Annotated in this window: 12 protein-coding genes; 5 read left to right on the forward strand and 7 right to left on the reverse strand. The window is 55.4% G+C overall.

Going from position 1 to position 13,554, the window contains the following annotated elements; genetic code table 11:
• The first annotated feature begins 63 nt into the window (after window positions 1-63).
• The 4 genes from Pla52o_RS15590 to Pla52o_RS15605 all read left to right on the forward strand — a co-directional run bounded on the left by Pla52o_RS15590 (window position 64) and on the right by Pla52o_RS15605 (window position 3,858).
• Window positions 64-750, forward strand: a complete 687-nt coding sequence (locus tag Pla52o_RS15590; protein ID WP_231612387.1) for an MgtC/SapB family protein — start codon at window positions 64-66, stop codon at window positions 748-750.
• A gap of 361 nt (window positions 751-1,111) precedes the next feature.
• Window positions 1,112-1,702 (forward strand): PRC-barrel domain-containing protein, encoded by a 591-nt coding sequence (locus Pla52o_RS15595; RefSeq protein ID WP_146595511.1) that lies wholly within the window; start codon window positions 1,112-1,114, stop codon window positions 1,700-1,702.
• Window positions 1,703-1,993: 291 nt separating this feature from the next.
• A complete protein-coding gene (locus tag Pla52o_RS15600) occupies window positions 1,994-3,391 on the forward strand; it encodes a cytochrome B6 (RefSeq protein WP_146595512.1) in 1,398 nt (465 codons plus the stop codon).
• A 113-nt stretch (window positions 3,392-3,504) separates the two neighbouring features.
• Window positions 3,505-3,858, forward strand: a complete 354-nt coding sequence (locus tag Pla52o_RS15605; RefSeq protein WP_146595513.1) for a hypothetical protein — start codon at window positions 3,505-3,507, stop codon at window positions 3,856-3,858.
• A 26-nt stretch (window positions 3,859-3,884) separates the two neighbouring features.
• Here the strand turns inward: Pla52o_RS15605 and Pla52o_RS15610 are convergent, their stop codons facing one another.
• From Pla52o_RS15610 to Pla52o_RS15640, 7 genes are all read right to left on the reverse strand, one after another.
• Complete coding sequence (locus tag Pla52o_RS15610) at window positions 3,885-5,096, reverse strand: diadenylate cyclase (RefSeq protein WP_146595514.1); 1,212 nt, start codon at window positions 5,094-5,096, stop codon at window positions 3,885-3,887.
• Window positions 5,097-5,251: 155 nt separating this feature from the next.
• Complete coding sequence (locus tag Pla52o_RS15615) at window positions 5,252-5,419, reverse strand: DUF1328 domain-containing protein (RefSeq protein WP_146595751.1); 168 nt, start codon at window positions 5,417-5,419, stop codon at window positions 5,252-5,254.
• Window positions 5,420-5,561: 142 nt separating this feature from the next.
• Window positions 5,562-9,377, reverse strand: a complete 3,816-nt coding sequence (locus Pla52o_RS15620) for a PAS domain S-box protein (protein WP_146595515.1) — start codon at window positions 9,375-9,377, stop codon at window positions 5,562-5,564.
• A 9-nt stretch (window positions 9,378-9,386) separates the two neighbouring features.
• Window positions 9,387-9,926, reverse strand: coding sequence for a methanogen output domain 1-containing protein (locus tag Pla52o_RS15625; RefSeq protein WP_146595516.1), 540 nt, complete (start codon window positions 9,924-9,926; stop codon window positions 9,387-9,389).
• A 385-nt stretch (window positions 9,927-10,311) separates the two neighbouring features.
• Entirely contained in the window at window positions 10,312-10,704 is a 393-nt protein-coding gene (locus tag Pla52o_RS15630; protein ID WP_146595517.1) for an Hpt domain-containing protein, read from the reverse strand.
• Between the two features lie 7 nt (window positions 10,705-10,711).
• Window positions 10,712-10,918, reverse strand: coding sequence for a hypothetical protein (locus Pla52o_RS15635; RefSeq protein WP_146595518.1), 207 nt, complete (start codon window positions 10,916-10,918; stop codon window positions 10,712-10,714).
• Between the two features lie 417 nt (window positions 10,919-11,335).
• The gene (locus tag Pla52o_RS15640) at window positions 11,336-12,238 is read right to left on the reverse strand and encodes a diacylglycerol/lipid kinase family protein (RefSeq protein ID WP_146595519.1); all 903 of its coding nucleotides are present in this window, start codon (window positions 12,236-12,238) and stop codon (window positions 11,336-11,338) included.
• Between the two features lie 203 nt (window positions 12,239-12,441).
• Between Pla52o_RS15640 and tal the strand changes: the two genes are divergently transcribed.
• A complete protein-coding gene (gene tal / locus Pla52o_RS15645; RefSeq protein WP_146595520.1) occupies window positions 12,442-13,428 on the forward strand; it encodes a transaldolase in 987 nt (328 codons plus the stop codon).
• Window positions 13,429-13,554 lie beyond the last annotated feature (126 nt).

Consider the following 13,554-nt stretch of genomic DNA (forward strand, 5'->3'; position numbering starts at 1 on the left):
CAGGTCATGGCACAGCAGTTGCGTACTAGTTGCGTCCTTTAGAGGGTTGTTGAATGCCGAGCGTTGCATCGTACACGCATGGTCACGTCCAAGCATGGTCACGGTGCCTCCCTGGGGATCCCCCCCTTCTGTTTCCAACGTCAGCAGCCTGAGTCGAGCGAATTCACCTTGGAACCGGCGCGCGATCGCCGACACGCCATGCAAGATCAACTTCAGCAAATCGGAATCGTCGCGATCGCCGGTGCGCTCGGTGCGATCGTTGGCTTTGAACGTGAATTCGCCGATAAGCCTGCCGGATTGCGGACCCATATCTTCGTTGGCGCCGCGTCGGCCATGTTGATGCTATTGGGCGATGGCGTCCTCGATCAATTTCAACAGGAAGATCGCGGTGGTTTGAGCGCTGACCCGATCCGGATCATCCAAGCGATCGTCGTGGGCATCAGCTTCCTCGGTGCGGGCACGATCATCCACCACCAGGACAAACGTGTCGAAGGGCTGACCACCGCCGCTTCGATTCTATTAACAGCCGGCATCGGCATTGCCGTCGCCGTTGGACAGCTGATCTTTGCGGTCAGCATCTCCATCTTGGCTGTTCTTGTTCTCACCTTGGTCGGTGGAATCGAACGACGCATTGCGAGACATGTCCGTAAACGAACCGCGACCCGGCAATCCGAATTCAACAAACCGGCGGAGGGCGAAGAACAATTAGAACGCGACTCGCAATCGAAGCCTCCTCGACCTTTGCAGTAACGCTCCGCTCACGATACCGTCCGCTCAACGCAATTCCCGCTGCGATTGCGTGTCGTCCGTTTCCATTCGGTGTCTATTCCAATCGGGTTTCATTGGAATCAGAGTCGCCGCCAAGCAGATTCGAGACCTCTTTACTCGGACAGCCCCCACTCAGCCCGCAAGGGCGACTCGATGGGGCAACGCTAACTCGCGTTCGCCACCGCACGACGCGGTACCAAACCGGGAATCGATGAGTCGCGTTGGATCACAAAATGAATTGCAATTGGCATACGAAATGCAAATCAAAGAAGGCTTAAGGGCTCGTCAGACTGCAGAACGATTGCGGCGACCGAGTCCGATCCACACATCAAGGAACATTCTCATGAAACGCAACTCTTTGACAGCGGTAACGATGGCCTTTGCAATCGGCATGATGACCGTGAATGCCACCGCCCAGGACACGACAAACCCCGTTCGGGACAAGACGCGTGGTCCAAACGCGGGCAAGTTGGACGAAAAAACATCAGGCGCAAACATTCGTGTTAGTCAATTGATTGGCATGAACATCCAAAACGACCAAGGCGAAAGCGTGGGCGAAATCAATGACCTCGTCATTGATAGCTCCAGTGGCAAAGTACGCTACGCGGCCGTCACCTACGGCGGCATCATCGGTATCGGTAACAAGCTGTTCGCGGTCCCCTTCGAAGCTTTTCAAGTGCAGCCCGATCCCGATGATCCTGACGACTTGGATGACTACGTGTTGGTCCTCAATGTCACCCAGAAACAACTCGAAGGAGCCCAAGGCTTCGACGAAGACCATTGGCCCAACATGGCCGACAAGAACTTCGTTCGCGAACTGAATCAACGGTATGGCGTCGAGCGGAATCGGAAAAACCGCAATCGTTTACGAGGCGTTGATGTGGACGTCAATCGCAATGGAGTAGACATCGACGTGGAACGGGAGAAAAAGTAGACAACGCGCCCATTTCACCCAACGGTCGTTGACGCCATACAGCGTCGCACACGGTGCTGTATGGCGACTTTTTTTCATTCGCGAGGTTCTTCACTGGCGAGTTTTTTCACTGGCGAGGCTCTTTACGGGTGCTGTTCGGCAAGCCTTTGTCTCGGCCGACCCCCACCGGCAATCTTGCAATGCTTGCCGCAATGTCCACGACCGACCCCGCGATCGATTATTCCCCACTGGCACGCCGTGCGGGTTTTCGAAGCGGAGATTCCACCAAGCAACCCCACAAGGGAACCGATAATGAAAACGGCAACGACAGGTGTCTGCGGAACGCTAATCTTTCTAGTCATCACGATGGCAATCCCAGGCGTCGCCCAAGAAACGGAGGCGCCTCAACCGGAAACGTACATGCCCGTGGTCGTGGCCGATTTCGAAGTCATCCTTGCCAAAGACAAAGCGGAGAAATCCGCGGTAATGGCAAAACATCAATCGTTGCTCGAGCAGCGATACGACCTCGCCGATTCGCCTTCGGATGTGATGATGTCTGGAGGCCGGAAAGCGGTACAACAGGGCGTTCGCGTTAAGTTGCCCGAGGGGGTGTCCTGGTCTCAACTCAGCGTAGCCACAGCGGAGAGGGTTCGCGAAAAAGGAATTTTCCCTGCGGGATTCCGCCCTCTGCCGCATGCCAAGCATGCCATCGGCGGCATGGTATTTCCGCAGCGACAAATCGCGGCGATTGACCAAGCCGAACATCGAGACCTAAGCCGGTTCGATGTCGATTTTGATCTCCCCGATCACCTCACTCCCGAATACCCGCCTCCCATGTTCCTCAGCAATCGCCCCGATCTGGGGGATGTGTCCGGTGGCGAAGTGATCACGATCAAGAACTACTTTGGTTTGCTCAAAGGCAAGGTCACGCCGGTTCAAATGGAAGGCATGCGATTGCTGTTGACCCCATTTCCGCAACAACAATTCAATCAAACCGACGATCGCAAGGTCGCCGAACCGTCGTTGGGAGTGGCTTGTTTTGATTGTCACGTCAACGGGCACAGCAACGCGACCTTTCATCTGAACCCCGACACTCGCCCCCAGCAGAACCGATTTCGAATCGACACCGTCAGTCTACGAGGAATGTTCAACCAACAAATCCATGGATCCAAACGCTCCCTACGCAGCGTCGAAGACTTTACGGAGTTTGAACAGCGAACTGCGTATTTCGACGGCGATCATGTCACGGCAGCCAAGAAGGGCGTGCATCTCCCGAACCGCTCGGATCAAGTGGCGATGATGGCTCAGATGCAAAATATGTTGGACTTTCCTCCCGCACCCAAACTTGACATTTACGGAAAACTCATCCCGGCCAAAGCGACCGAACAAGAGCTGAGGGGACAGGATTTGTTCTTTGGAAAAGCCCGCTGTGCCGAGTGCCACCCCGCTCCGTTCTATCTCGACGACAAGATGCACGATCTCCGTGTCGACCAGTTCTACGAACCTGAAACCATCAACGGCCATCACGATGTCGCCGTCGGCGCGATCAAGACATTCACGCTACGAGGCATCAAAGATTCACCTCCCTATTTACATGACGGTCGATTGCTAACCCTCGACGATACCGTCGCCTTCTTCAACATCGTTTTGAGCTTAAAACTCAACCAGCAAGAAAGTGACGCATTGGTGGCGTTCCTGAGATGCCTCTAGCAACGATTCAAGCCGCTTAAGCCGGGAACCGAAAATTTCTCCTGTAACAATCGCCGCCATGGCTGATCATCGCCACCCCTCGTTTCCTACGTTACTTATTCGTGGAGATCACCATGCTGACGATCGAACAAACGCAGCGTTTCCAAGAAGCGATTAAACGAATCGGAGGCGACCGCAATCTGCTGGTCACCTTGGCGTCGCTGGTCAGCGACGATGCGGCTCGGCTTCAAATCGAGCTGGATCGCCAATTGCTTGAAAACCGGTTTCTCGAGGCCGTCGCCACCGGACATGCCTTGCAAGGGATGCTAAGCACCTTTGAAGTAGGCTCCCCGGTCATCGAGCTGCGAAACGTCATCAGCGTATTGCGTTCGGGCGATGGCGATCGGGCGAAGGTGCTTTGGAGCGACTGCAAACTCGCGATCGATTCCTTCATCCACGAGGTCAATGCGTTAGCAAATTCCGCGTGACGAACACCCGCTATCGTTCAACCTCGCTATCGTTCCACCTCGCGGCCGCTCTCGATTTCCAACGGCGTCGTCGCTTGCTTCTTGCGGACGACCACGTAGACGCTGTGCGGCTCAACTCGATTCACCGTCAATTCACTCGGCACGTGCTGCAAACTTTTCTCGGTTGGCAATCGCATCGGAACGCCTTCGCGAACCTCCTTCAATTCAAGTGACACCGTCATCGCCGAGAGATCGAGATGCTGGAAGGCTTTGTCCGAGCCTACGAGGGTCACTTCGGCATGGGTCATTTTGGGTTCATCGACGACCCAGTTTTCCGACAAATTCCGATACTCGATCGGCACCATCACGGTGCGTTGGACCGTTGCGGTTTGATAGGCGAAAAGAAACCACAGCAACACGGCGAGCGTCAACGAAGCCGACTTGATCGTCAGCCGATCTAAGGCCGTTCCTGGATGGGCTTCGCGCGAGACGGTTTGATTTGCCAAGAACGTCTTCAATCGATTCCCGAGTGTCTCCGGATCAACTTCCTCCAACACTCCATTGTGAGCCATCGTGATCGTTCCCCGCTCCTCCGACACCACCACGACGAGTGCATCACAACACTCGGACAATCCCAACGCGGCAGCGTGACGCGTCCCTCCACCTTGAACTTTCATCAAATTGGATGATAGCGGCAGGTGCAAACTGAGTTGCCCAATCCGTTGTTGCTCGATCAATACGGCGCCGTCGTGACCGGGCGATTCGGGGTGAAAGATGCTCAGCAGAAGCGGTTCACTAATTTCCGCATCCACCCGCACCCCGCCGCGGACATGAGGCCCCAGTGGTTCGCGGCCGGGAAACACGATCAAGGCGCCGACCTCTTGGCTCGCCAACATCGCAACGGAGTTCACAATCGTATCGAGACTCGGCTGCGAAACGACCTCCGTGCTGGATTGCCGCAGCCATCGCGATGAAGAAACCCGTTCAATGCCGTGCCGAATATCTTGCTGAAAGATCACGATGCTGGCGAAGATGGCCCCGATGATTCCATACTGGAAAATCATCGTGGTCAAGTACATCTCCAACCAACCCGCCAGCAAGTAGATCGCGACGATGAGCAAAAAAACCAAGCCTACCGATTGGGTCGCACGGTTGCACAACCAAACCAACAAGACATACATCACCATCGTCACAATGCCGATGTCGAGGGCATCGGCGATGCGAAATTGGTCTACCAGCTCACGAAGCTCACCCGCCATGGAGTTTCACTTTGTATCAAGTCGCGGGGTATCAAGTCGCGGGGTATCAAGTCGCGGGGTATCAAGTCGCGGGGTATCAAGTCGCGGGGTATCGTCGCGGGGCTCAGGTTGCGCAACACCGCGTTATCGGTACGCACGTCGATGGGTACGTTGCGTTAGGCGATCGGGCCGCGTCGGCCCATGACCAAACTAACGAGAAACAATACCAAAAAGACGACGAACAAAACTTTTGCGATGCTCGCTGCAGTTCCCGCAACGACTCCAAAACCAAGTACCGCAGCAATCAACGCGATGACAAGAAAAGTTAACGCCCAGCCTAACATGGCAATCCCCTTGTGTTTCAATAGTCCAACGTGGCTGTGAACTTCACTTGCCACTGGAATCAATATGTATGCAAGTGGTGTGCCAGTGCTGGCAGAACTCTTCGTTTATGCGGACCACTCCTCACTCCTCACTCCTCACTCCTCACTCCTCACTCCGCTGTGTTTCTCCGCTGCCGCCGTTCGCGGTGCGATGAGGGAGCGGCCGCTCTGGATTTTCTGCGAATCGGGCCGTCAGCTTGGGATGCGAAAAAACACTTTTGATTTGGGCCACCGACGGCGGCTTGACCAAGTGCAAATCAAAGCCCGCGGCACGCGAGTTCCTGCGGTCTTCCTCTTGACCATAGCCCGTCAAGGCAACCAGCAACACATCGTCAAATTCGGCTTGCCGGCGGATCTCTCGGGCGACTTGATGGCCATCCATGCCTGGCAACCCAATATCGAGGAACACCACTTGCGGCTTGAAATCATGGATCTTCGCGAGCAACGTTGCCCCATCCGCCGCCGTCTCGACCTCATGTTCCCCCACTTTCATCAGCAATGCTTTGAGCAACCAGGCCGCTGATCGGTTGTCGTCCACAACGCAGATGCGATGCGGGGGAACTTGGGCGTCCTCCGGCAGTGCAGCGGAGGGTTGGTCAACCGCGTTGGCCAGCGGCAAACACACCACAAACGTGCTGCCGTGACCGAGCCCGTCACTATGTGCCGAGACCGTGCCGCCATGCATTTCGACCAACCGTTGCACTAGCGTCAATCCAATCCCCAGCCCACCTTGAGCTCGATCGAGCGATCGGGATGACTGGGTAAACAGATCGAACACCTGCGGTAAAAGCTCTTCCTCGATCCCCACCCCGGTATCCCGCACGGTGATCACCGCCATCTCGTTGCGACGTTCGACGGTCAGTTCAATCTTGCCTCCCGCGTCCATGTACTTCGAAGCATTTGTCAATAAGTTTTGGAGCACTTGAACGATTCGCACCGGATCGGCGTTTAGGTACATCGAGTCGCTCTCCAGATGGACCGTGAGCTGTTGTTGGCGGCTGTCCACGGTCGACTGTACCGCGTTCACCGAGCGTTTGACGAGATCCGCCAACGGGACGGATTCTTTGCGAAGCTCCACTTTGCCACGCATGATTCTCGAGACGTCCAACAGATCGTCGACCAATCGCACGACATGCTCCACTTGGTCCTGCATCAACTCGACGATCTCTCGGTGGCCGCCGGATTCCATCGCCAACAGATCGAGGCCACTGCGAATCGGCGCCAACGGATTTCGCAGCTCGTGTGCGAGCATGGCTAAAAACTCATCTTTACGACGGTCGGCCTCGCGTACCTGTTGGTATAGCAGCGCGTTCTGAATCGCAATTGCCGCACGTTGGGCAAGGTCGGTGGCCATGGCCAAGTCGGTTTCGTTATAGCGACGCCCCGACTCCGCCCCCACAAAGGTGAGGCCCCCTAGCACTTTGTCTTTCACTCGCAACGGCACGCACATGTACGAGGTCAATGAAAGCTGTCTCATCATTGCCAAGTGCTCTTCGTCCTGCGCCACCCTTTCCAACAGCGAATCAGGAATCTCCGTCGCCAACTCGGGTTCGCCCGTACGAAACACCTTCATGACTCCATGCGCGGCATTCGGGCTGGGCGGGTAACGTCGATACAGCTCATCGGCTAGACGGACCTTTTCTGGATCGACGTGCGCCACCGCTACTCGCTGTATCGTCCCATCGGGTTGGAGCATATCCACCGCACACCAGTCGGCAAAATGGGGCACCGAGAGGGCTGCGATTTTCTGTAACGTCGACCTGTAATCGACCAACGTCGACAATGACCGGCTCGACTCGGCCAAAAATCGCAACGTCTGCTCCAAATGCTTTTGCTCGGTGATGTCGGAACAAATGCCGATCATGCGGATCGGATGGCCATCCTCGTCGCGGAACAGTCGCCCTCGCGACTCAAGCCAATGAACGCTAGCGTCGGGCCACACAATCCGGTACTCAAGATGATGGATCTGCCCTTGCTGAACCGTCTCTTGGATGGACGCCAAAACCCGTTCCCGATCCTGCGGATGAATATCCCGTTGATAAGCCTCGAACGATCTTTCAAAACTGCCTTCGGCGAGCCCATGGATTTTTTCTAAGGTGGAGGACCAAATCACGTTCCCACTTGCAATATTCCATTCCCAGCTGCCCATGCGCCCGGCATCGAGCGCGAGCCGCAGCCGCTCTTCGCTTTCTCTCAACTCCTGCCGACTGAGGCGAAGTTTGTTCTCGGCGTGACATCGCTCGAGGAACTGGACTAATTGGGAAGCCACCGTCCCCATCATCTCGATCAAATCTTGATCACGCGGACGCACCTCGGAACTGTACAACTCGATCACACCAAAGGAGGCCTCCCCCATTCCAATCGGATAGGCGAACGCGGTGTGCCAGCCGTTCTGAGTTGTTGTCGGATCGCGTCCAAAACGCGGGTCCTCTACGACGTCGGGAATCCACTGCGGTTGTTGGCTTTGCCAAACGTGGCCGCAAAGCCCTTCGCCATGCTGGCATGTTACCGAAAGCGAATCAACCAACCGAGTCACCGAGTCCGATGGACGCGCATGCCACGCTTGCACGAGACGCAATTGATCTCGGTCCGACTCGACTTGCCAAAAAAAGACGGCATCCCAATTCAAAACCGAACCGAGCACCGCTAAGATTTCTTGGATCGCTTGCTCGGCATTCTTTTCCGAAGCGATCACTTGGGTCACCGCCAAAAGCGCATTGCGTCTCAAGTCGAATGTTTTTTGCTTCGAAATATCGCGGTCGATCGCCGAAGCTCCCACCACTCGCTTCGCGCTATCGAGAATGGGAGAAACCCGGATCGCGACCGGCACCAATTGGCCATTCTTTCGTAAACGAACGGTTTCAAACGGTTCAATTCGATCGCCAAGTTCAACGCGTCGGAGGGTCTCTAAAAACGACGTCTTCTCTTCCTCCGGCACAATGCTGGACAACATCGATTGGCCCACCGTTTCTTCGGCGGAGAATCCGAACAACTTTTCCGCTCCAGCGTTCCAGTCGGTAATGACTCCTTTGAATGTAAATCCAAGAATAGCATCATCCGACGAGTCGACCAGCGCCGCCAAACGCCCCTGCTCAATCTCAGCCGCTCGCCGCTGAGAAACATCACGAAAAACAAGCACGACTCCTAAAACATGCCCCTCGCGATCGTGGATCGGAGCGGCACTGTCATCGATCGGTCGCTCGGTTAAGTCTTTGCTAATCAAGACACTCCGATTGGCAAGCTCGACGATCGCACCTTCGCGGATCGCTCGGGAGCTGGGGTCCTCTTCGGGCTGGCGACTCGCTTCGTCCACAATTTGGAAAACATTCGTAACCGGCTGACCGACCGCTTCGGATTGACGCCAACCGGTCAACGTCTCTGCGACGGGGTTCATAAAGGTCACCAACCCGTTGGTGTCCGAAACGATCACCCCGTCACCAATGCTCGACAACGTGACTCTCAACGACTCACTTTGTGCCAACAAGTCGGACTGTAACTGTTTACGGCGACGCATCTCTTCGTTGAGATCTGCAATTTTCTGAGTCAGCACCGCGAACTGCGTGCTGGACCGATCGCGTGGCACCAACTTGATCATCAATTGCGATGCACGGCGATCTTCCTCGTGATGAAGAATGCTTCCATCGCATCGGAATACAATCTCTTCGCCCTGCAACGTCTTGAACGTGAGGGCGCCGACAACCGGATCGCGGTTGCGTGCACAGTCGCGAAGGTAGCTTCGGACGTCCCTTTCGGGCGTGGTCGCCAATGCCGATAGATGGCAACCCGGTAGCGGTGGAGAGGCAAGTTGAAAGTCGTGAAATGAACGGTTGGCGGCCAGCACGATCCCGTCGCCCGACACCAACAACGCAGCTTCGGAGAATCGATTGGCAAGCGAAACAAACCCGTCGGGTGACATCATTGCCTATCTCTAACCTTGTAGGTATTCACGACCGTCCGCCGCCAACGCAGTCTCGGTCGGCCGCAAATGAACCACGATCGTGCAACCACGATCGCCACGCGCGATGGCTTCTTCAATAACCACCTTAGCATACCCCAAGTTTTCGGCAGCGATCACTCCAAACACGTTGGACGTCATCATGCAAAGCGACGGGCGGCCAATCACCTTTTCCCCGAACGGACAGGCACGGTTCTTCAGCACGATTTTTTCGTCGTCCTGTTCGACCACGTAGAAGTCGCCTTGGATTCTGCGTTTCAGATCGACTAACACGTCCGCAACCTGCTGACGATCGAGCTGGTTGACTTGCAATGCGCTGCGATAATCGTCATTGATTTGGTCACCCACTCTTTGACCGACGATGCTGATGAACCCCGCAGCTTCATCAAGCCCCACGACATCTTGCAGGGTTCCAGACAACTCGCGAATCAAGGAACGAAGAAACACATCTCGTTCCAGTGGAATCGGCAAACTCTCGATCACAGGCAACGAATGACGCAATGAATCGGACATCGTGAGTCCCTTGGCGATGCTAAGTTTGATGCGAAGCGAATGGGATCAAAGCCGCGAATAAGCTCATCGCGTCCTGTTCCCGAGATAAGAAAATAACGTGCACAATCAACGCCGGATGTGCGGCTGAGTCGATCCGCAACATGCATTTGCAATCGACGACGCCAACCATCAACCCGACAAATTTGAATCGATTTAAAACATTCCAACAATCCTGTTTTTGTTCCCTCGCCAACGTGAATCGTTGAATTCACAAGCTTGCCGGCGACCCAAAACCTTCAACCACTCAAGCAATAAAACTGCATGCGGGGGGAGAGGACAAATGCGGTCGGATCGACGCGCAGCCACGCAACCCCGCCCTCGCGGGCCGTGAAACGAATCGAGTCACTCAAAGCTTCCGAAGCCGATCGACCGAAGGCGATTCCGTTGATTCGGTAAGCCGTCGCACCTGACCGACAAGGCTTTGTAATGACGGCCTTAAATCTCCGAACACCGCATGAGCGGCCTCACCCTGACTCGATCTCGCCGCGTCGATCAACGGTTGCAATTCCTCAACCGGTGGCCCCGTCTCAAATGCACTGAGCAACCCCTTCAACGCATGCGCCGTCTGCGCGACCGCGCCCCACTGCTCGGCTTGTACTTGGCCTTGCAACTGATCCAACATCGGAGGTGCATCCTCAGCGGCCATCTCGGCGAGCGCTATTAAAATCTCCTCATCGCCACCGACGCGGGTCAGGGCGTCGGAAAACTGGGCTCGCTGTGACTGATTCAATAAACTCATCGTTTCCTCATGCGTGGATCGCCATATTACTTTCTAGAACGATGCGGAACGCCCGGATTAGATCTTGCCGCTTCCGGCGAGTCATCCGCAGCACCCCAGCAGCTTGGATCTCGTTGTCGTTGGTCGCTTTCAACACTTCGGTGGTCACGTCATTTTCCCCATTGCCTATCGCCTCGCGGTGCACATCGATCGCGGGTATGAGGGTATGGGACACCCCGCGGTGGATCGCCACCCGCAATTGCCGAACACTACTTGGCAAACCGTACGCCGTCAACAATTCCAGCGTCTTGACGCGTCAATTCTTTTCCATCCCGCGGATGGAATCCAAGGTTCGCTTGGCTGAGAAAGAACTGAAGCATTAGGGGCACTTTTCCAAATCAATCGCACGGCGGCGGTAACTCGGCCACCGCCGCATCGACTCGATACAGCGGTGATCCGTGATCATCACCAATCACGCAAAAAAAGGATACTGCCAGACGCCGCCTTGATCGAAAAGAAACCAATGCGGTGTCTTAGCGAGCAACGCGTGCCAATGTCCAGCAGTCGAGTTGACATGCTCATTAGCGACACCTGTGCCCACAATGGGGACGCAAACCACCCTCCATTCAACGGAGTGAGACGCTTGCCCGCCTCACTCGCGTGCGAAGTCCTGACCCACGAACATTCGGATCGCCCCCGGCACCGCTTCGAAAGCGACTGGTTCCTCGTCGATGACTTCGCCGTCGAGTGTAAATCGCATCGGGGGATCCGATTGGATTCGCAGTCGTTTTGCTTTACGAAAAACGACTTGTTCACATTCGAGAAAGTTTCCCAACAGGTTACCGGTCACCACTTCGACCATGTCCATCAGATCGCCATCGCGAATCAACACAACGTCGATCAAGCCATCGACGGGAGAGGCCTGTGGTGCCACCTGAATCCGTCCCGCATTCGTTTTCCCATTGGCAACGAGCACGGCCCAACTGTCAAAACCATCAAGCCGTTCTCCATCGATCTCGGCGGTGATGCGATAGCTGTTCATATCGGCCAAGACCCCCACCGCTCCTCGTACATAGCTAAACGCGCCCCAGCGTGTTTTCAATTCATCCGTCAACTCTTCGGAAACGCGGACGCAGTTTCCTCCTGCGGCGACGTTGGCGTAATAACGTTCAACCCCACTCCCATGGATGCGCACCACATCGACCGCGATCGGTTGGCTTTCGCGAAATACCTCCACCGCTTGATTCAGATCGTCGGGGATGGCCAAGGTGCCGGCAAAATCGTTCGCCGTCCCCAATGGAAAGACGGCCAAATTGGGACGACGCACCTCGTCGATCTTCATCATCGCGTTGACGATGGCATTGATGGTTCCGTCGCCGCCGGCAGCAATCACGTTTTGGCATCCGCGCTGTAACCCAGTCTGAATCATTTGCGCCATATCGATGTCGCGACTCATTTCGATCCAAGTGTCCGAGTTCGCCGACAACGCTTGCTGAAGCATTTCAACCTGCTCCGCTTTCCCCGATCCACGGTTCCAAAAAATAAGGTTGTGCATGGTTTAACCGCAATCTCCCCAAAGGACAAACTCAGACGCGACGTTGCAATCCACTCGGACATCGTCCCTACCTTCACCAAGCATGGAAGCAATGAAGCATTTATTGGGCCGAAGCATTTGTTCGGGCGATGCGAGTCCATTCCGCTTCTCCGCAGCGCGTCCAATCTGGTAAGATACAAGATCACACTCAGCCCGCCCCTTTTATGAAAGGTCGAACCATTAGCTCCTTAGATCAACTCAAGCAGCATACCGTCGTTGTTGCAGACACAGGTGACATTGATGCTATTGCCAAGCACAAGCCACAGGACGCGACGACGAATCCGTCGCTGCTCTATAAAGCCGCCCAAATGCCTCAGTACCAATCACTGGTGGATGAAGCGATTGCGTATGGACAATCCAAGGCGCACAGCGAGGAAGGGTTGCTCGATGCGATCATCGACAAACTTTCCGTCGCCTTTGGCTGCCGAATCCTGGAGCTGATTCCCGGTCGCGTTTCGACCGAGGTTGACGCCCGCTTGAGCTTCGATACCGAGGGGACGGTCACCAAAGCACGCGAGTTGATCGAACTCTACAAAGAATCCGGCGTCTCGTCGGATCGGATCTTGATCAAAATGGCAAGCACGTGGGAAGGAATTCGCGCCGCAGAGCAATTGGAGAAAGACGGAATCCATTGCAACTTGACGCTGTTGTTTGGCTTCGGCCAAGCGGTCGCCTGTGCCGATGCCGGAGTTACCTTGATCAGCCCCTTTGTGGGCCGTATCTACGATTGGTACAAAGCAAAGCAGGGTGTGGATTCGATTCCGGTAGAGGAAGATCCAGGGGTGGAATCGGTCACGACCATTTTCAACTATTACAAAAAACACGGTTACAAGACCGAAGTGATGGGGGCGAGTTTCCGCACCAAGGAACAAGTGATGGCGTTATGCGGCAGTGACCTGCTAACGATCTCACCCGACTTGCTCGGCCAACTTGCCGAGGTCGACGGCGAAGTTCCCAAGGCACTCGACGCCGATGCAGCGGCCCAAATGGACATCCCACGCATCAAGATGGACGAAGGCGTCTTCCGCTGGATGTTGAACGAAGATGCGATGGCCACCGAAAAATTGGCCGAAGGGATCCGCGGTTTCGCAGCCGACCTCGATAAACTACGCAGCTACCTTGCTCAGCGAATGGAAAAAGCAACGGTTTAACCGCCCCGCTTCAATGTCGCCCGACGTCTCCGACGTCGGTTTTCAGGAGTCAAGACGCCGGCATTCCTGCATCGGCGTCTCCCCCCACTTACCACCGGCTCACTTACCGCCGGCCCGCTTATCGTC

This window comes from Novipirellula galeiformis (assembly GCF_007860095.1).
In the GTDB taxonomy this organism is placed as follows: Bacteria; Planctomycetota; Planctomycetia; order Pirellulales; family Pirellulaceae; genus Novipirellula; species Novipirellula galeiformis.

Coding starts and splice junctions, on each gene's coding strand:
- Pla52o_RS15600 (WP_146595512.1), top strand. CDS start 1,994: ATGAAAACGGCAACGACAGGTGTCTGCGGAACGCTAATCTTTCTAGTC.
- Pla52o_RS15615 (WP_146595751.1), bottom strand. CDS start 5,419: ATGTTAGGCTGGGCGTTAACTTTTCTTGTCATCGCGTTGATTGCTGCG.
- Pla52o_RS15620 (WP_146595515.1), bottom strand. CDS start 9,377: ATGATGTCACCCGACGGGTTTGTTTCGCTTGCCAATCGATTCTCCGAA.
- Pla52o_RS15630 (WP_146595517.1), bottom strand. CDS start 10,704: ATGAGTTTATTGAATCAGTCACAGCGAGCCCAGTTTTCCGACGCCCTG.
- tal (WP_146595520.1), top strand. CDS start 12,442: ATGAAAGGTCGAACCATTAGCTCCTTAGATCAACTCAAGCAGCATACC.
- Pla52o_RS15595 (WP_146595511.1), top strand. CDS start 1,112: ATGAAACGCAACTCTTTGACAGCGGTAACGATGGCCTTTGCAATCGGC.
- Pla52o_RS15610 (WP_146595514.1), bottom strand. CDS start 5,096: ATGGCGGGTGAGCTTCGTGAGCTGGTAGACCAATTTCGCATCGCCGAT.
- Pla52o_RS15625 (WP_146595516.1), bottom strand. CDS start 9,926: ATGTCCGATTCATTGCGTCATTCGTTGCCTGTGATCGAGAGTTTGCCG.
- Pla52o_RS15640 (WP_146595519.1), bottom strand. CDS start 12,238: ATGCACAACCTTATTTTTTGGAACCGTGGATCGGGGAAAGCGGAGCAG.
- Pla52o_RS15605 (WP_146595513.1), top strand. CDS start 3,505: ATGCTGACGATCGAACAAACGCAGCGTTTCCAAGAAGCGATTAAACGA.